This window comes from Streptomyces sp. CCM_MD2014 (genome assembly GCF_000772045.1).
Lineage (GTDB): Bacteria > Actinomycetota > Actinomycetes > Streptomycetales > Streptomycetaceae > Streptomyces > Streptomyces salinarius.
Map to the genome: position 1 here is coordinate 5,577,983 of NZ_CP009754.1, position 17,916 is coordinate 5,595,898.

At 72.7% G+C, this 17,916-nt stretch carries 16 protein-coding genes and 1 tRNA gene; 7 read left to right on the forward strand and 10 right to left on the reverse strand.

Annotated features, from left to right (window positions below; all coding sequences use genetic code 11):
* Positions 1-173: 173 nt before the first annotated feature.
* Entirely contained in the window at positions 174-1,604 is a 1,431-nt protein-coding gene (locus NI25_RS24940) for a hypothetical protein (protein WP_061444574.1), read from the reverse strand.
* Between the two features lie 280 nt (positions 1,605-1,884).
* Here NI25_RS24940 and NI25_RS24945 point away from each other — a divergent pair, with 280 nt between their 5' ends.
* Complete coding sequence (locus tag NI25_RS24945; RefSeq protein ID WP_061447087.1) at positions 1,885-2,265, forward strand: hypothetical protein; 381 nt, start codon at positions 1,885-1,887, stop codon at positions 2,263-2,265.
* A 100-nt stretch (positions 2,266-2,365) separates the two neighbouring features.
* The gene (locus tag NI25_RS24950) at positions 2,366-3,238 is read left to right on the forward strand and encodes a spermidine synthase (RefSeq protein WP_061444575.1); all 873 of its coding nucleotides are present in this window, start codon (positions 2,366-2,368) and stop codon (positions 3,236-3,238) included.
* Positions 3,239-3,263: 25 nt separating this feature from the next.
* Here NI25_RS24950 and NI25_RS24955 read toward each other — a convergent pair whose 3' ends face one another.
* A complete protein-coding gene (locus tag NI25_RS24955) occupies positions 3,264-3,830 on the reverse strand; it encodes a hypothetical protein (RefSeq protein WP_061447088.1) in 567 nt (188 codons plus the stop codon).
* Between the two features lie 119 nt (positions 3,831-3,949).
* Between NI25_RS24955 and NI25_RS24960 the strand changes: the two genes are divergently transcribed.
* The 3 genes from NI25_RS24960 to NI25_RS24970 all read left to right on the forward strand — a co-directional run bounded on the left by NI25_RS24960 (position 3,950) and on the right by NI25_RS24970 (position 7,738).
* A complete protein-coding gene (locus NI25_RS24960) occupies positions 3,950-4,654 on the forward strand; it encodes a response regulator transcription factor (protein WP_061444576.1) in 705 nt (234 codons plus the stop codon).
* Positions 4,651-6,081 (forward strand): sensor histidine kinase, encoded by a 1,431-nt coding sequence (locus NI25_RS24965; protein ID WP_061444577.1) that lies wholly within the window; start codon positions 4,651-4,653, stop codon positions 6,079-6,081. Before NI25_RS24960 ends, NI25_RS24965 begins: the two co-directional genes overlap by 4 nt.
* 181 nt (positions 6,082-6,262) lie before the next feature.
* Positions 6,263-7,738 (forward strand): cellulose binding domain-containing protein, encoded by a 1,476-nt coding sequence (locus tag NI25_RS24970; protein WP_061444578.1) that lies wholly within the window; start codon positions 6,263-6,265, stop codon positions 7,736-7,738.
* A 116-nt stretch (positions 7,739-7,854) separates the two neighbouring features.
* Here the strand turns inward: NI25_RS24970 and NI25_RS24975 are convergent, their stop codons facing one another.
* The 4 genes from NI25_RS24975 to NI25_RS24990 form a co-directional block, all read right to left on the reverse strand.
* Positions 7,855-9,318, reverse strand: a complete 1,464-nt coding sequence (locus NI25_RS24975) for a GH1 family beta-glucosidase (RefSeq protein WP_061444579.1) — start codon at positions 9,316-9,318, stop codon at positions 7,855-7,857.
* A 114-nt stretch (positions 9,319-9,432) separates the two neighbouring features.
* Positions 9,433-10,350 (reverse strand): carbohydrate ABC transporter permease, encoded by a 918-nt coding sequence (locus tag NI25_RS24980; RefSeq protein ID WP_061444580.1) that lies wholly within the window; start codon positions 10,348-10,350, stop codon positions 9,433-9,435.
* Positions 10,351-10,362: 12 nt separating this feature from the next.
* Complete coding sequence (locus tag NI25_RS24985) at positions 10,363-11,373, reverse strand: carbohydrate ABC transporter permease (RefSeq protein WP_061444581.1); 1,011 nt, start codon at positions 11,371-11,373, stop codon at positions 10,363-10,365.
* Between the two features lie 5 nt (positions 11,374-11,378).
* Positions 11,379-12,704, reverse strand: a complete 1,326-nt coding sequence (locus NI25_RS24990; protein WP_061444582.1) for an ABC transporter substrate-binding protein — start codon at positions 12,702-12,704, stop codon at positions 11,379-11,381.
* Positions 12,705-13,068: 364 nt separating this feature from the next.
* On the opposite strand from NI25_RS24990, the gene NI25_RS24995 reads away from it, so the two are divergent.
* On the forward strand, positions 13,069-14,124 hold the full coding sequence (locus tag NI25_RS24995) for a LacI family DNA-binding transcriptional regulator (RefSeq protein WP_061444583.1): 1,056 nt from the start codon (positions 13,069-13,071) through the stop codon (positions 14,122-14,124).
* 107 nt (positions 14,125-14,231) lie between these two features.
* Here the strand turns inward: NI25_RS24995 and NI25_RS25000 are convergent.
* From NI25_RS25000 to NI25_RS39785, 4 genes are all read right to left on the reverse strand, one after another.
* Positions 14,232-14,304 (reverse strand) — tRNA-His (locus tag NI25_RS25000).
* 122 nt (positions 14,305-14,426) lie between these two features.
* Positions 14,427-15,029, reverse strand: a complete 603-nt coding sequence (gene orn / locus NI25_RS25005; RefSeq protein WP_061444584.1) for an oligoribonuclease — start codon at positions 15,027-15,029, stop codon at positions 14,427-14,429.
* 203 nt (positions 15,030-15,232) lie between these two features.
* On the reverse strand, positions 15,233-16,423 hold the full coding sequence (locus NI25_RS25010; protein ID WP_061444585.1) for a helix-turn-helix domain-containing protein: 1,191 nt from the start codon (positions 16,421-16,423) through the stop codon (positions 15,233-15,235).
* A 385-nt stretch (positions 16,424-16,808) separates the two neighbouring features.
* Complete coding sequence (locus NI25_RS39785; protein ID WP_061444586.1) at positions 16,809-17,087, reverse strand: hypothetical protein; 279 nt, start codon at positions 17,085-17,087, stop codon at positions 16,809-16,811.
* A 295-nt stretch (positions 17,088-17,382) separates the two neighbouring features.
* On the opposite strand from NI25_RS39785, the gene NI25_RS25020 reads away from it, so the two are divergent.
* Complete coding sequence (locus tag NI25_RS25020) at positions 17,383-17,910, forward strand: universal stress protein (RefSeq protein WP_007449983.1); 528 nt, start codon at positions 17,383-17,385, stop codon at positions 17,908-17,910.
* The last annotated feature ends 6 nt before the right edge of the window (positions 17,911-17,916 follow it).

Consider the following 17,916-nt stretch of genomic DNA (forward strand, 5'->3'; position numbering starts at 1 on the left):
GCTGGGCGAGGTGGGGTGCGCGGCCCGGCGTTGCGGGGTGCCGCCGCGCCCACCCGTGCCGCCCCAGCGGCACGACTGCCCGCAGCGGCGGCGGGGGACGGCGGGGGCGGTGCGGCTGCCCGCGGCGGCCGGGGGGACGGCGGGGGCGGTGCGGCTGCCCGCGGCGGCGGTGGTTACGCCGGGCGGGGGAGCGCTGCGTGGCGGTCCAGGAAGGCGGAGACGCCCGAGGAGCGGCGGTGGGGGAGGAGGACGCGGGTCGTGCCCGCCAGCATCGTGTGGATGCGGGAGGACTGGACCTCGCCCAGCAGGTCCAGGACTCGCATCCCCGCCCCCGCCGCCTCGTCGGGGCGCCCGCCCCGGGCCAGGTCGTCCGCCAGCTCCGCCGAGTACAGCGCGAGGTTCCGGGTGAAGTGCGGGTCCTGGAGGTCCGCCGCCCGCCGCGCGTGCCGGGCGGCCCGGGGCCAGTCGCCCAGGGTGGACCAGCACTGGGCCTCGAGTCCCTCCAGTTCGGCCTCGCCGTAGAAGCTCATCCACTCGGGGTCGGTGTCCGAGGGACCCCGCCCGTAGAAGGTCTGTGCGCGGACCAGCGCCTGCTCGCAGCCGACCCGGTCGGCGAGCCCCGCCCAGCCGCCCGCCTCGCGCAGCGCCAGCAGGGACATCAGCCGGTGGGAGCCCAGCGGGCGGGCGGCGCGCTGCGCGGCCTGCGCCGCCCGTACCGCCTCGCGCGGGCGGCCGGCGTCGCGGGCCAGGAACGCCATGTTGCAGAAGGCGTGCGCCTCCAGGCCCGCGTCGCCGTTCATGCGCGCGGTGGCGAGGGCCTCGGCGTAGTGGGAGCGCGCGTCGTCGAAGCGCCCCGAGTCGTGCGCCAGCCAGCCCACGGAGATCGCCAGTTCACCGGCGCCCGTGTAGAGCCGGTCCGCGGTCGCCTGCCGGGACGCGCCGGCGTCCAGGAGTGCGTACGCGGTGCGCAGCGGGGCCGCCGCGCGCCGGTAGAGCCCGTCCGCGCCGTGCCGGTCGTCCAGCAGCCGGATCCGGCGGACGGCTTCCTCGAGGGCGCCGGCCTCGCCCGTCCCGGCCCTGCGCGTGGGGCGCCCGGCCGCCGCGGCGTCGAGGGCGAGTCCCAGGGGGCCGAGCGAGGCGGCGGCCACCGTGGCACCGCTCGTCATGAATGCGCGACGCAGCACGTCGCTCTCCTCGTTGTTGTCGTGCGTTTCGTACAGGTCTTCCAGGTCTTGCGTGTCTCCGACGTCATGCGTGTCGTACGTGTCGTACGGCTCACCCGCCCCCCGCGACTCAACGGTGGCGCGCGCCTGGCGTCCGCGCACCGACGAGCGGGGTGCGAACCCCAGGTCGGTGAGCGTGCGGCCGGGGAACATGTGCAGGAACACCCGTTCGTAGGCGTAGTTGGGGCAGCGGATCTCGCCCGCCTCGACCCGGCCGACGTAGCGCGCGTCGCAGCTGACCCGCTCGCCGATCTCGCGCGCGGCCCGGCGGACCGCCGCCGCGAACTCCGCCGGGGAGCGCTTGCCGCGCAACCGCCTGAAGGCGAGGTTCGGCCGCGGGGGCCGTTCTGGCTGGGCGGAGGTCACCGTTGACGACGCCATGGCCGGGTCCTCTCGTGCGAACCGTCGAACCATGCCGGGGAAGGACACGACCGTGCGGCCCTGTTTCCGGCGAGCAAGAACGTACCGGCTGTGACGGAGTCGGTACGCACTGTTTGGCTACAAACCGGATATCTCATCCACGATCTGCCATGAAGTGCCATCCTTTGCGGCGGCCCCGTGCCGTAGCCGTTGACGGTCCGCCGCGTTGAACCGGGTGGACCGGGAGGCCCCCGACTCCCGATCCGCTCGTCCGAGGAGGAGTTCCGTGGTGGAGGCCGGGATGGACACCAGCATCAGCGTTCCCCCCTGCGACGCCTGTGACGTCGTCACCGTGCCGACCCGGCAGGGTCTGGAGGCGGTCGACATCATCAGGCGGGGAGCCGGTGAGGGGGTGGGCTCGGTGCTCCACGACGACGGCTGCGACACCCTGGGCTTCCTGGTGCCGCCGGGCACCGCCGCCGCGTGGGACGTGCCGGGCAGCACCTGCACGGAGACGGACGGCCGGGGCCTGAGCATCGTCCCGGAGCCCGAGCCGCCCGTGGAGGGCTCCGACTGGCTGCTGCCGCCCGGCGAGGCGGACCTGGCGACCGACCCCGCCGTCCTGCGGGCCGCGCTGGGCGAGGCGGCCCGGCTGATCAGGGCCGCGGACAGCTGCCGCTGAGGAAGGCCCGCGGACGGCTGCCGCTGCGGAGGCCCGCCCGCGCGGTCCGACAGACGGCTGCCGCTGCGGAGGCCCGCCTGCCCGGTCCGACAATGGACCCATGGGAAAGTCCAGGAACAACGCCCGTCGCGGGCGCGCCGCCGCCGAAGCCGTCGTCGAGGACGTGGACGGAGGACGCGCCGAGCTGGTGCCCGACCGGGACCGGCCCCGGGCCTGGACGCTGCTGATCGACGGCGCCCCGCAGTCGCACGTCGACCTCGACGACCCGGCGTACCTGTCCTTCGAGTACCAGCGCCGCATCGGCCACGTCATCGACCTGGCCGCCCCGCCGGGCAGGCCCGTCCGGGCCGTGCACCTGGGAGGCGGCGCACTCACCCTCGCCCGCTACGTCGCCGCCACCCGCCCCCGCTCCACCCAGCAGGTCGTCGAGCGCGACGCCGCCCTCGTCCACCTGGTCCGCCGGGAGCTCCCGCTGGACCCGGCCGCGCGGATACGGGTGCGTTCCACCGACGCCCGCGCCGGGCTGGCCAAGGTGCCCGACGGCTGGGCGGACCTCGTCGTCGCGGACGTCTTCGCCGGCGCCCGCACGCCGGCCCACCTGACCTCCGCCGAGTTCCTCGACGAGGTGCGGCGCGCGCTCGCGCCCGGCGGGGTCTACGCCGCCAACCTCGCGGACGGTCCGCCGCTCGCCCACCTGCGCGGCCAGATCGCCACCGCGGCCGCCCGGTTCGCCGGACTCGCCCTCGTCGCCGACCCGGCCGTACTGCGCGGCAAACGCTTCGGCAACGCGATCCTGGTCGCCTCCGACCACCCGCTGCCCCTCGCCGAACTCACCCGCCGCGCCGCCTCCGACCCGCACACCGCACGCGTGGAACACGGCCGCGCGCTCACCGACTTCAGCGGCGGCGCCCAGCCCGTGACGGACGCGGCGGCGGTGGACTCGCCCGCGCCGCCGGAGTCCGTCTTCAAGTGAGCCCGTAGGGGGGGGGCGGCTCGGGTCAGTAACTGCCGATCTCCACCCGCGGCGGCCCGTCGTGCCAGGTGCAGAACACCGACACCCGGTCCGCGCCCGAGGTGAACTCCACCCGGATCCACGACTCCGTCTTCCACACCTGCATCGACCAGCCCGCACCCGGCGTCGCCGACACCAGGGACGCGGACGACGTACCGAGGTCGAAGACCGCGCGGCCCCCGTCGGTGTCGTAGCTCCTGACCCGGCCGGACGTCGCGGGGGCGGGGCTCGCCGGGTCCGCGGGCGGCGAGGTGGACGGCGCGGTGCGCGAAGGGGCGGGGTCCGGCTCGCGGGGCGTCCCGCTCGGCACCGGCGACGCGCTGTCCGAGGGCGAGGGCGAGGGCGACGGCCGGCTGGTGGACGACGCCAGGGACTCACCGGCGTCGCCGTCGTCCCCCTCCCGCACGCTCGCGTCGGCGGCCGTGATGGGCAGCGCTCGGGGGGCGTCGTAGGCCGTTCCGGCCATCACCGTGTGGACACCCCACCACGACAGGGTGACCGCGGCGCCGGTGGCGAGCAGCCAGGCGATCACGTGGACGAGTCCTCTGCGCATCGCCGCCATACTGCCTCACCCGCCCCACGCGTGTCGCCCGAACGTCGTGTGGCCCGGGCCCGGGCGGAGTTGTCCACAGGCCCGGACCGGGTCGGTCCGCATGGCGTACGGTGCCGCCCATGGCAAGTGTGCTCGTGGTCGAGGACGACCAGTTCGTACGCTCGGCGCTCATCCGGCAGCTCACCGACGCCTCGCACACCGTGCGCAGCGTGGGCACGGCACTGGAGGCGCTGCGCGAGGTCGCCCATTTCCGGTTCGACGTGGTGATCCTGGACCTCGGACTGCCCGACCTGGACGGCTCCGAGGCGCTGAAGATGCTGCGCGGCATCACCGACGTACCGGTGATCGTCGCCACCGCCCGGGACGACGAGGCGGAGGTGGTACGGCTGTTGAACGCGGGCGCGGACGACTACCTCACCAAGCCGTTCTCCGCCGAGCACCTGTCGGCCCGGATGGCGGCCGTGCTGCGCCGGGCCCGCGGCGGCCCGGCGGAGGCGGCGCCCCCGACCGTCCTCAGGGTCGGCGGCCTCACCGTCGACCCGCTGCGCCGCCAGGCCGAACTGGACGGGACGGCACTGGACCTGACCCGCCGCGAGTTCGACCTGCTCGCCTTCCTGGCCGGCCGGCCGGGCGTCGTCGTTCCCCGCAAGGAGCTGCTCGCCGAGGTGTGGCAGCAGTCCTACGGCGACGACCAGACCATCGACGTCCACCTGTCCTGGCTGCGCCGCAAACTGGGCGAGACCGCGGCCCGGCCCCGCTACCTGCACACCCTGCGCGGCGTCGGCGTGAAGCTGGAGCCACCACGACTGGAGCCACCACGATGAGATGGGCCCTGGTCAAGGTCTCGCTGGCGGTCACCGCGATGGTCGTGGTCGCCTTCGCCGTGCCCCTCGGACTCGTCATCCGGGAGATGGCCCGCGACCGCGCCTTCTCCAACGCCGAGCGGGAGGCCGCCGCCGTCGCCCCCGCCCTGTCCATCACCACCGACCGGGAGCAACTGGAACGCGTGGTGGCCTCCGCCGGTTCGGACGCCGGGATGGCCGTGCACATACCGGCGCCCGGCGACGGGAGCGGGGACGCCACCGACATCGGGCGGCAGCGCGCCACCGACGAGGACATCGCCGCCGTACGGGAGATGGGGCGGGCCTCGACCACCGAGGTGGGCGGCGGCTCCACCCTGCTCCAGCCGGTCGCGCTCAGCTCCGGCGAGATCGCCGTCGTCGAGGTGTACGTGCCCGAGTCGGCGGTGACCAACGGCGTCGGCACGGCCTGGGCGGTGCTCGCGGCGGTCGGCGCCGCCCTGATCGTCGGCTCGGTCGCGGTCGCCGACCGGCTGGGCGTACGGATGGTGCAGCCCGCGCGGCGCCTGGTCGACGGGGCGCACGAGCTGGGGGAGGGCAGGCTGGGGGCGCGGGTGCCCGAGGAGGGGCCGGACGAACTGCGGCGCGCCGCCGTCGCGTTCAACTCCATGGCCGACCAGGTCGTGCAGCTCCTCGCCAACGAACGGGAGCTGGCCGCCGACCTGTCCCACCGGCTGCGCACCCCGCTGACCGTGCTGCGCCTCAACGCGGCCTCGCTGGGCGACGGCCCCGCCGCCGAGCAGACCCGGGCCGCCGTCGAGCAGTTGGAGCGCGAGGTCGACACCATCATCCGCACCGCACGGGACGCCAAGCCGCAGACCGCGGCCGCCGGTCCCGGCGCCGGGTGCGACGCGGCCGAGGTGGTCCGGGAGCGGATGGGGTTCTGGTCGGCGCTCGCCGAGGACGAGGGCCGCAAGTGGCGGGTGGCCGGCGCCGACCGGCCGGTGCGCATACCCGTGGCCCGCGCCGACCTGGCCGCCTCCCTCGACGCGCTGCTCGGCAACGTCTTCCGGCACACCGCCGAGGGCACCGCCTTCGCCGTCGACCTGCACAACGGCGAGGACGCGGTGATCGTGCTCGTCTCCGACGCGGGCGCCGGGATAGCCGACCCCGAGGCGGCGATGGCCCGCGGCCGGGGTTCGGGCACCGACGGGTCGACCGGGCTCGGCCTGGACATCGTGCGCCGGATGGCCGAGTCGACCGGCGGCGACGTGCGCATCGGCTCCTCCGTGCTGGGCGGCACCGAGGTGCGGATCTGGATCCAGCTGGACGGGCGCACGGCACCGGTGCGGCGCGGGCACCGGGGAGCGGTACGCCGGCGCAGACAGGGCCGTACGCAGGCGCAGGCGCAGGCGCCGGCACCGGCGGCCCGGGCCGGTCGCGACCGTTGACCGGCCCCGACCATTAATCGGTCCCCATGCCTTCCTTAAGCCCACCCTAAGATCGTCAACCCCCGTCCGGATCGGGCTCTTTGCCCGTTTCCGGATCGCTAGCGTGCTGCCGCACCCACCCCCCACCCCGCCCTCGCCGCGTCCCCGCGAGGGCACCGTGAACAGCGAAGGCAGGCACGTGATGCGTACGCACCGACGCAAGGTCAGTGGCAGGAACAAGGCGATCGGCGCCGTCGTCGCGGCGGCCGTGGCCGGGGGCGGCGCGCTGCTGTTCACCAGCACCGCCCAGGCGGCCGCGGTCGGCGCCGCGTACACGAAGACCAGCGAGTGGTCGACGGGCTACACCGCCCAGTACGTCGTCACCAACACCAGCGGGCAGACGAAGGCCGACTGGACGCTGGAGTTCGACCTGCCCTCCGGCACGAAGCTCGGCTCCCTGTGGAACGCCGAGTCGAAGGTCGACGGGCAGCACGTCACCGTGACCCCGCCTAAGTGGGACACGGACGGGCTGAAGGCCGGCGAGTCCGTCACGGTCGGCTTCGTCGTCAACGGCACCGCCGACCCCACCGGTTGCCTCGTCGACGACGCCGCCTGCTCGACGGACGACGGCGCCACCCCCGAGCCCAGCGGCCGTCCCACCGAGCCCCCGGCCCCGACGCCCACGCCGACCCCCACACCCACGGCCACCGGTACCACCGGGCCGGCCCCGACCGACACCCCCACCACCCCGGCGCCCACCGGAACCCCCGGCGACGGCACCGCCGCGGGCGCGGGCTTCGCGCCGTACGTCGACACCTCCCTCTACCCGGCCTTCGACCTGCTCGCGCACTCCGCGGCGACCGGCGTGAAGGAGTACAACCTCGCCTTCGTCACCGACGGCGGCGGCTGCACCCCCAAATGGGGCGGCGTCACCGACCTCGGCGGCGACGCCGTCGCGAAGCAGATAGGGGACCTGCGTGCCAAGGGCGGCGACGTCCGCGTCTCCTTCGGCGGCGCGTCCGGTTCGGAACTGGGCACGACCTGCACGTCGGCCGACGCGCTCGCGGCGGCGTACGGCAAGGTCGTCGACGCCTACCGGCTCACCAAGGTCGACTTCGACGTCGAGGGCGGCGCCCTGCCCGACACGGCCGCCAACACCCGCCGCGCCCAGGCGATCGCCGCGCTCCAGAAGCAGCACCCCGGCCTGGACGTCTCCTTCACCCTCCCGGTGATGCCCGAGGGCCTCACCCAGGCCGGCGTCGACCTGCTCGCCGACGCCGAGGAGAACGGCGTGGACATCGGTGCCGTCAACATCATGGCGATGGACTACGGCCCCGCGTACAGCGACGACATGGGCACCTACGCCACCCAGGCCGCCACCGCCACCCAGGCCCAGATCAAGGGCGTTCTCGGCCTGTCCGACGCGGAGGCCTGGAAGACGGTCGCCGTCACCCCGATGATCGGCGTCAACGACGTCGCCTCCGAGGTCTTCACGGTGGACGACGCCACCCAGCTCGTGGAGTTCGCCGAGTCCAAGGGCCTCGGCGCGCTGTCCATGTGGTCCGCCACCCGCGACAAGGCCTGCCCCGGCGGCCCCAAGCCCTCGGCCGACGCCACGTGCAGCTCCGTCGACCAGGCGCCCGACGCCTTCTCCAAGGCGTTCGCCGCCTACAAGTAGGGCGGCCCGGCTCCCCGGGCAGGGCCGGGCCCCACACCGGCCCTGAGAGCGGGGCGCGGCATCCCCCCGTGGGATGCCGCGCCCCGCTTCCCGCGTTCCTCCGGCTGCCCGAAGGCCTACTCGGCCGACTCCCCGAAGGCCTGCCCGGCCGCGTCCAGCGGCGGCAGCGTCCCCGTGCGGGCCGCCCGGCCGTACCACAGGGCGCTCGACTTCGGGGTGCGCTGCTGGGAGGCGTAGTCGACGTACACCGCGCCGAAGCGCTTCTCGTAGCCGTACGCCCACTCGAAGTTGTCCAGCAGGGACCACAGGTAGTAGCCGCGCACGTCGGCCCCGTCGGTGATGGCCTGCCGGACCGCCTGGAGGTGGCCGTTCAGGTAGGCGACCCGATCGGGGTCGTGCACCGAGCCGTCCGCGCCGGGCTTGTCGTCGTAGGCGGCGCCGTTCTCGCTGATGTACAGCGGGATGCCGGGGGCCTCGCGGTTGTAGCGCATGATCAGCTCGTGCAGGCCGGACGGGTCGACGCTCCAGCCCATCGCCGTGCGCTCGCCCGGCGGCTGGTGGAACGCCACGTCGTCCGCGGCGGGCCACGGCGAGTGGTCGCTGGCGCCGTGACCGTCGGCGCGCGGGGCGCGCGAGTCGGCGTCGGCCGCCGACACCACGGTGGGCGTGTAGTAGTTGAGGCAGATCGCGTCGATCGGCTGGCGGATCTGCCCCAGGTCGCCGTCCTGGACGTAGGACCAGTCCGTCACCGGCGCCGTCGCCTCCAGCAGGGACTGCGGGTAGGCGCCGTGCAGGATCGGGCCGTGGAAGATCCCGCCGGACAGGTCGTCGATCCTGCGGGCCGCCGCCAGGTCCGCCGGGCTCTGCGACAGCGGCCGCACGACGGACGTGTTGAGGCTGATCGCCACCGAGTTGCGGGCCGGCATCACCGATCGCAGTGCCACCGTGCCCAGGCCGTGCGCCAGGTTCAGGTGGTGCGCGGCGCGCAGCGCGGCCGCCGGGTCGGTGCGGCCGGGGGCGTGCACACCGGAGGCGTAGCCCAGGAAGGCGGCGCACCACGGCTCGTTGAGCGTGATCCACTGCTCCACCCGGTCGCCGAGGGCCTCGCCGACGATCTGCGCGTACTCGGCGAACCGGTAGGCCGTGTCCCGTTCGGGCCAGCCGCCCGCGTCCTCCAGCTCCTGGGGCAGGTCCCAGTGGTAGAGGGTGACGGCGGGCTTGATCCCGGCGGCCAGCAGCTCGTCGACCAGGCGGCGGTAGAAGTCCAGGCCGCGCTGGACGGCGGGCCCGCGGCCGGTGGGCTGCACCCGGGGCCAGGAGATCGAGAAGCGGTAGGCGCCGAGGCCCAGGTCCTTCATCAGCGCCACGTCGTCGCGGTAGCGGTGGTAGTGGTCGACAGCGATGTCACCGGTGTCCCCGCCGGCCGTCTTCCCGGGGGTGTGGCTGAAGGTGTCCCAGATCGAGGGGGTACGGCCGTCCTCCCGCACCGCGCCCTCGATCTGGTACGCCGAGGTGGCGGCGCCCCACAGGAAGGCAGGGGGGAAGGTCACCGGGGTCACCGGCGTTGCGGACTCAGGCATGGAAGCGCTCCCATTGCGGGTCATGGCGGGTCGGGTCGGGGAAGACCGACACGTGGAAGTACGAGGGGGGAAGGCGGGGCCGGGACGGCGGTGGCCCGGCCCCCGGGACGGGTGTCATCCCTTGACGGCGCCCTGCATGATGCCGCCCACGATCTGCTTGCCGAAGATCGCGAACACCAGGAGCAGCGGCAGCGTGCCCAGCAGCGCGCCGGCCATGATCAGGGACTGGTCCGGGGTGTAGCCGCGGCCCAGTCCGGCGAGGGCGACCTGCACGGTCGGACTGCCGTTCTGCGTCAGCACCAGGAACGGCCACAGGAAGTCGTTCCAGGACTGTACGAACATCAGCATGCCGAGCACGGCCATCGCGGGCCGCGCCGCCGGGAACACCACGTGCCACACCACGCGCCAGCTGCTGGCACCGTCGACGCGCGCGGCCTCGATGATCTCGTCGGGCAGCGCCTGGAGCAGGTACTGCCGCATGAAGAACACGCCGAACGCGTTCACCAGGGACGGCAGGATCACCGCCTGGAGCTGGTCGGACCAGTCCAGCTTCGCGACCATCATGTACAGCGGGATGATGCTGAGCTGCGGGGGCACCATCATCGTGCCGATGACGATCAGCATGAGCGCGTTGCGCCCGCGGAAGCGCAGCTTGGCGAAGGCGAACCCGGCGATCGTCGACAGGAAGACGATGGTGAACGCCGAGATGCCGGCCACGATGGTGGTGTTGAGGAACGCCTCGCCGAGGTTGGCGTCGTTCCAGGCGATCTCGAGCTTGTCGAAGAGGTTGCCGCCGAACCAGAAGGGCGGCGGTGTCTGGGCGAGCCGCTGGTTGTCGCGTGAGGCGGCGATCGCCGTCCACACCAGCGGGAAGAGCGAGCCGATGGTGAACAGGGCGAGGATGATGTAGGCGATCGGCCCCGCGTGCAGGTGCCCGCCGGCCCGGGAGGACTTGGAGCCTCGTCGGCCCCTGCCCTTGCGGGACGGGTCGGGTGCCGCGTCGGCCGGGGGTTTCGTCATGGTCGTCGTCACGGCCGGTTCTCCTTAACTACTGGCGCGCAGCCGGCGCGAGATGACGGCGTTCAGGATCCCGATCACGATGAGGATCAGGAACATCGCCCAGGCGATCGCGGAGGCGCGGCCCAGGTGCTGGTTGACCCAGCCCTGTTCGTACAGGTACAGGCCGAGCGTCTGGAACTGGTGCTGGGAACCGCCCGAGGCACCCTTGTTCGCGTCGAACAGCAGCGGCTCGCCGAAGACCTGCGAGGCGCCGATGGTCGACACGACGACCGTGAACAGGATCGTCGGACGCAGCGAGGGCAGCGTGACGTGGATGAACTGCCGCCAGCGGCTGGCGCCGTCCAGCGCCGCCGACTCGTAGAGGTCCTGCGGGATCGCCTGCATCGCGGCCAGGTAGATCAGCGCGTTGTAGCCGGTCCAGCGCCAGATGACGATCGAGGACACGGCGAACTTCGACGCCCACGAGCCGTTCTGCCAGTCGATCTTGTCCAGGCCCACCAGGTCGAGGACCCAGTTGATCATGCCGTAGTCGCGGCCGAAGAGCAGCACGAAGACCAACGAGGCCGCCGCGATCGACGTCGCGTACGGCGCCAGCATCACGACCCGGTAGAAGGTCGAGGCCCGCAGCTTGTAGTTGAGGATGTGCGCGAGACCCATGGCCATCAGGAGCTGCGGCACCGTGGAGATGATGCCGATCCACAACGTGTTCTTCGCCGCGTTCCAGAAGAAGTCGTCGTCGAAGATGCGGGTGTAGTTGTCCAGGCCCGTCCACTTCATGTCGGTGGGCGCGGTCAGCTCCACCGTGTGCAGCGAGGCCCAGCCGGTGTAGATCAGCGGGAACAGGCCGAAGGCGACGAAGAGCAGGAAGAACGGCGAGACGAACGCGTACGGGCTCCAGCGGATGTCCCGCTGCCAGCGCCGGGAGAGTTTCGCCCGCTTGCGGTCGGCCTCGGCGGCCCCCCTGCCGCCGGGCGGGCGGCCCGGGGCCGCGCCCCCCTTGACGGGGGACGCGGCGGTGTCGTGCCGGGTGGTCATTCCGGTCACTTCTCCAGGTTGTTGTCGATGGTCTTCACGGCGTTGTCCCAGGCGTCCTTGGGCGACTTGCCCTGGGTGACGAGGATGACGCCGTTGTCCGTCAGACCCTGCTGGATGATCTGGTCCTTCGGGCCGATGACCTGGGTCGGGATCTGCTCGGCGGCCTTGGCGAACAGCTCACCGATGGGCGCGTCGCCGGTCATGTCGTTCTTGCCGCCGGTCACCTGCGGGAGCTTGTACGCGGCGGGCGCGCTCGGGAAGCTGCCCATCTTGGAGAAGAGCTTGGCCTGCTGCTCGGGCGCGGTCAGCCAGGTGACCAGCTTCTGGGCCTCCTTCACGTGCTTGCCGCTCTTGGGCACGCCCAGGAAGGTGCCGCCCCAGTTGCCGGACTTCGGGGCCTGGGCCACGTCCCACTTGCCGGCGGAGTCCGGCTGCGACTTGGCCTTGATGGTGCCGAGCATCCACGGCGGGCAGGCGACGGTGGCGAACAGGCTGTTGGAGATGGTCTGGTCCCAGGCCGGCTGGAACTGGGTCTGCGACTGGACCAGCCCCTTCTCGGCCGCCTCGGCGGTCAGGTCGAAGGCCTTCTTGACCTCCGGGTTGGTCTTGTAGATGACCTTGCCGGAGGAGTCGTAGAACTTCTCCTCCTCACTGCTGAGGATGGCGTTGATCAGACCGCCGGGGGAGTCCATGAAGTAGGTGTCCTTGCCGGCACCCTTCTTGTACTTCTCGCCGGCCTCGATGAACTTGCTCCAGTCGCCGGCCCACAGCTTGGAGACCTCGTCGCGGTCCGTCGGCAGGCCCGCCTTCTCGAAGAGGTCCTTGCGGTAGCAGATGGCCATCGGGCCGATGTCCGTGCCGAGGCCTATCGTGGCGCCGTCCTTGGTGGTGGCCTGCTGCCACTTCCAGTCCAGCCAGTTGTCCTTCTTGACGCCCTCGGCCTTGGACATGTCCTCGAACTTGTCCGCCTGGGTGGCGACGACCTCGGCGATGTTGCCGACCTCGATCGCCTGCACGTCCTGGAGGCCGCTGTTGGTGGTGAGGTGGTTGACCAGAGCGGGGTAGTAGTTCTCGTTCCGCTCGGTGACGTTCTCCTCGATGTTGATGTCCGGGTTGAGCTTCTCGTACTCCTCGTAGAGCCCGGCCTCCTTGAAGCCCATCGTCCCGAACAGACCGAGGGTGATCGTGGTCTTGCCGCTGCTGTCGCCCGACGACGAGCTGTCCTCGTCCTTCCCGTCGTCGGCACAGCCGGCCAGCAGCCCGGCGCCCAGCGACGCGATGGCCGCCATGACCACCACTCTGCGGGCCGATCCTCTGCGTGCTGCTCGCATTGCGTCCTCCTGTTGCCCTGACGTGCCGACCCCCCGGCCAACTGCATGGTTGGACCCGCTGCTTCATGTGGTGCGTTCGTCGCTGCGGCTCGGGCGTGGAACGTGCGGGATGTGTATGTGCCAGGTAGTGTGGGAGCGCTCCCACAAGTGATGTGTTGAAGAGTCGCGGGTCCGGGCGGGGGTGTCAAGGGAACGGACGCGACGAATTGCGTTCAGTTATCGGCCTGTTAACTGGACGTTGCGAGCGGCACGGAGACACTCCCGTACGGCGGGGGAGGGGCCGGAGTCGGTCATTACACCCGACCGGCCTGTTAAATTCCAGGCCAGCCGCAGAGTGCGGGGGTGACGACGGGAGGCGGGGCCGATGGCAAGCCACGGTGTGCGTGGGCGGAGCGGTGGCCGGCCCACCCTCGAAGAGGTGGCGGCACGCGCGGGCGTCGGCCGCGGCACGGTCTCCCGCGTGATCAACGGCTCCCCCCGGGTGAGCGACGCGACCCGGGCGGCCGTCGAGGCGGCGGTCGAGGAGCTCGGCTACGTCCCGAACACGGCGGCCCGCGCGCTGGCGGCCAACCGTACGGACGCGATCGCCCTGGTGGTGCCCGAGCCGGAGACCCGGTTCTTCGCGGAACCGTACTTCTCGGACATGCTCAAGGGTGTCGGCTCCGAGCTGTCCGACACCGAGATGCAGCTGCTGCTGATATTCGCGGGCAGCGACCGGGAGCGGGAGCGGCTCGCCCAGTACCTCGCGGCGCACCGGGTGGACGGCGTCCTGCTCGTTTCGGTGCACGCCGACGACCCGCTGCCCGATCTGCTGACCCAGCTGGAGATCCCCGCGGTGATCAGCGGCCCGCGTTCGGCGGCGGAGCCGCTGGCGTCGGTGGACTCGGACAACTACGGCGGTGCCCGCTCGGCCGTCGAGCACCTGCTGTCCCGGGGGCGCGGCCGCATCGCCCACATCACCGGCCACCTCGCCGTCTACGGCGCCCAGCGACGCGTCGACGGCTACCGCGACGCCCTGCGTGAGGCGGGCCACGAGGTGGACGAGGGGCTGATCGAGCCGGGCGACTTCACCGAGGAGGGAGGGCGCCGCGCGATGGCGGAACTGCTGCGCCGGCACCCCGACATCGACGCGGTCTTCGCCGCCTCGGACGTCACCGCGGCCGGTGCCGGCCAGGTGCTGCGCGAGGCGGGGCGGCGCATCCCGGACGACGTGGCGCTGGTCGGCTACGACGACTCGGCGATCGCCCGGCACATGGAGCCGCCGCTGACCAGTGTCCGCCAGCCCATCGAGGAGATGGGCCGCGCGATGATCGACCTGCTGCTGGCCGAGATCGCCGACCGCAGGCCGGCCGCCTCGCGAGGGCTGGAGCGGCACCAGGTGGTGCTGGCGACGGAGCTGGTGGAGCGCCGGTCGTCCTGAGGCGGGCGGGGCCGTGCGATGGTGCGGTCCCGCGGGTGCCGCCCCGCCGGTGCTCCAACGCAATCAGCCGGTGACTCTCTTCCGAGAGTCACCGGCTGATCACTCAGGGTGAGTGACGGGACTTGAACCCGCGGCATCCTGGACCACAACCAGGTGCTCTACCAGCTGAGCTACACCCACCAAGGCCGGTGCTCGAATCCCGCGTGGCGGGGTTTCCCGACCGGCTGAGAAAAAGTGTACAGGGTCCGAAGGGGTGCTCGCGCCCGGCTTTCCGGACGCCGCCGCCCGGCGGGCCCGAGCCGCTATCCGGCGCTTACGACGTGCTTCGCGGCGATGGCCCTGGCCGTGTCGGAGTCGGGGCCGGGCTGCGGGACGAAGACGGCCTCGCGGTAGTAGCGCAGCTCGGCGATGGACTCGCGGATGTCGGCGAGCGCGCGGTGGTTGCCGTTCTTCTCGGGGCTGTTGAAGTACGCCCGCGGGTACCAGCGGCGGGCCAGCTCCTTGATCGAGGAGACGTCGACGATCCGGTAGTGGAGGTAGCCCTCCAGCGCGGGCATGTCGCGCAGCAGGAAGCCGCGGTCGGTGCCGACGGAGTTGCCGCACAGGGGGGCCTTGCCGGGCTCCTTCACGTGCTCCCGCACATAGGCCAGGACCTGCGCCTCCGCATCGGCCAGGGTGGTGCCGCCGTCCAGCTCCGCGAGCAGGCCGGAGGCGGTGTGCATCTCGCGCACCACGTCCGGCATCGTCTCCAGGGCCCGGTCCGGCGGGCGGACGACGATGTCGACGCCCTCGCCGAGGATGTTCAGCTCGGAGTCGGTGACGAGGGCGGCAACCTCGATGAGCGCGTCGTCGGACAGCGAGAGGCCGGTCATCTCGCAGTCGATCCACACCATGCGATCGTTCATGCGGGCCACTTTACGGTGGGCGCCTGTCTATCGGGCCCCCGGCGTCGGTGCGGGCCTTGCCGGGAGCTGCCGACCCCGTGCCCCGCTTCGGCCCTGAACGGGCCTCGTCCCACAGACCGGACGGGCTGCCCCCGCCCGGCGTCGGACGCGAACGCCGGACGGGCCGAACCGGCCCGCCCGGCGTTCAGAGCGGGTGCGTCACCTCACGGCGCGCTGCGCTGCCCCGGCACGCCGGCCGCGCCCGCCGGCATCGGGGTGGCGGTGCGGCGGGTCTGGAACGGGACCGCGTTCTCCGGGGGGAGGGCGGCCGGCGGGTCGGACGGGGGCAGGGGACGTGAGGCCCCGGCCGTGTCCGGGTCGGGCTGGCGGTCGCCCTGGGGGCGGCGGGCCCGGTAGGCGGCGCGGTACGCGGCCGGGGACGAGCCCAGCTGGCGGCGGAAGTGGCCGCGCAGGGCGACCGGCGAGCGGAAGCCGCAGCGGCCCGCGACCTCGTCCACCGAGTAGTCCGACGTCTCCAGGAGGCGCTGCGCCTGCAGGACCCGCTGGGTGATCAGCCACTGGAGCGGGGCGCTGCCCGTCAGCGAGCGGAACCGGCGGTCGAAGGTGCGGCGGCTCATGTAGGCGCGCGCGGCCAGCGTCTCCACGTCGAACTGCTCGTGGAGGTGCTCCAGCGCCCAGGCGACGACCTCGGCGAGCGGGTCGGCGCCGATCTCCTCCGGTAAAGACCTGTCCAGGTAGCGCTCCTGGCCGCCGCTGCGGCGCGGCGGAACCACCAGGCGGCGGGCGAGCGCGCCGGCCGCCTCGTTGCCGTGGTCCGTGCGCACGATGTGCAGGCACAGGTCGATCCCGGCCGCGGTGCCCGCGGACGTCAGCACGTCGCCGTCGTCCACGAACAGCTCGCGGGGGTCCACGTGCACCGACGGATAGCGCTTGGCCAGCGTCGGCGCGTACATCCAGTGCGTGGTGGCGGGGCGGCCGTCCAGCAGGCCCGCCGCGGCGAGGACGAAGGCGCCCGTGCACAGGCCGACGATGCGCGCCCCCTCCTCGTGCGCCCGGCGCAGCGCGTCGAGCGCCTCCTCCGGCGGCGGCGAGGTGATCGACCGCCAGGCCGGCACGACCACGGTGCCCGCGCGGGAGATCGCCTCCAGGCCCTGCGGCGCGGTGAGTTCCAGGCCCCCCGTGGTCCGCAGCGGGCCCTCCTCGCCGGCGCACACCAGCAGCCGGTAGCGCGGCACGCCGGCGTCCTGGCGGTCGATCCCGAACACCGACAGCGGTATGGAACTCTCGAAGATGGGGCCGCCGCTGAACAGCAGCACCGCGACGATCTCCTTGCGGCGTCGCCCGGAGAGCTTCCGGGCCGCGGCTTCCGGCGCGGCAGTGGAGTCGTGGCTCATCCTGCTAAGCCCCCCTCGGTGGTCGCGGCGCCCCTTACCCTTCGGGCCTGTCGCTCCAACACGTTTCCCCTCGGTCCTGCACGAGTCCCCCGCCCAGACGGTCAAGATCGAATCTACTGCGTCCCGCCGCGCCGAGGTGGCTGGTTCGGCACTTGGGACATTGTCGACATGGCAACTTGGCGTGAAGCAGTCGATCACGAAGCGTCGCACTCCCGGGAGCCCCTGGGAAGTGCGCCTTGTGTCAGTGGCCAATCCGCGTAGGGTGCGCAGGGGTCCCGAGACCCTTTCCGTGCAGGTGGAACGGGGGATTGGGGGTGGTGAGGGGTGTGGATGCGCCACCTGCGGAAGTTGGCTGAAAAGAAGCGGAACGGTGCGCGGAAACCGGTCAGTCGACCGGTGTGTTTTCCCCAGCGTGCCGTCCGCCCCTGCGGGCCCGCCGCCGCGCCGCGACGCGCTCGGACCGCCGCAGCAGCAGGCGGCACACGCCGGTGACGGCGGCCAGGCCCAGGGCCGTGCCGACGGCGCCGGCGAACGAGGCGCCGTACCAGAGGAGCGCGACCGGGACGAGGAAGCAGCTGAACGCCGCCCAGCGGACGAGGTCGGTGACGCCGTCGCGGCCGGGCGCGCCGGGCGTCGGCTCGGCGGGGCGGTGCGGTCCGGTCACGGGTGCTCCCTGGGGTGGCGGCACGGAGATCAACGTCCGCGCGGCGCATCGGTCACGACCGGTGACCGGCAGTTGAATCCCGTGCAAACCGCCTGTACAGAGCAGCAACCATTGCGTTACGGGCGCCCTCTCGGGCATGCTCCGGTGCAGCCCGCGGCGGACCCTCCGCGGGATCTGGGCGAAGGAGGCGTGCCGCCGTACCCTTGGGGGTATGGGGTTGGGAAGACCATTCCCGGACACACAGCTCCGCCGCACACTGTTGTCCCCCATAGAGGATAAAAACGCCGAGACAGCCATGGCCGGTCACGAATTCTTCGAACCCGCGGACCGCAAGCGGCCCGTCGCCGAACCTACGGCGGCCGAGCCCCTGGCGGCCGAAGAGCCACGCCAGTCGTGCGACCCAGCCTTCAAGCACGGCGTCGTCGTCGGCTTCGACGGCTCCACCTCCAGCGAGCGCGCCCTCGCCTACGCCATCGGCATGGCCTCCCGGCTGGGCTCGGGCCTGGTCATCGTGCACGTCGCCAACCGGCTGCCCACCACGGTGTGGGCCGGGTGCGAACCCCCGGTCTTCGTCGACGTGCCCGACCACCGCACCGAGGTGCTCGGTCTGGAGCTGGCGTGCGCGGACTACCTCGCCGAGGTGCCGTGGATCCTGGTCGAGCGCGGCGGCGACATCTGCCACGAACTCGAGGAGGTGGGGCGGGAGTACGAGGCGGACGCCATCGTCGTCGGCTCCAGTCACGGCCTGGTCGGCCGCCTCTTCGGCTCCGTGGCGGGCCGCCTCGCGAAGCGGGCGAAGCGGCCCGTGGTCGTCATCCCCTGACCGGGC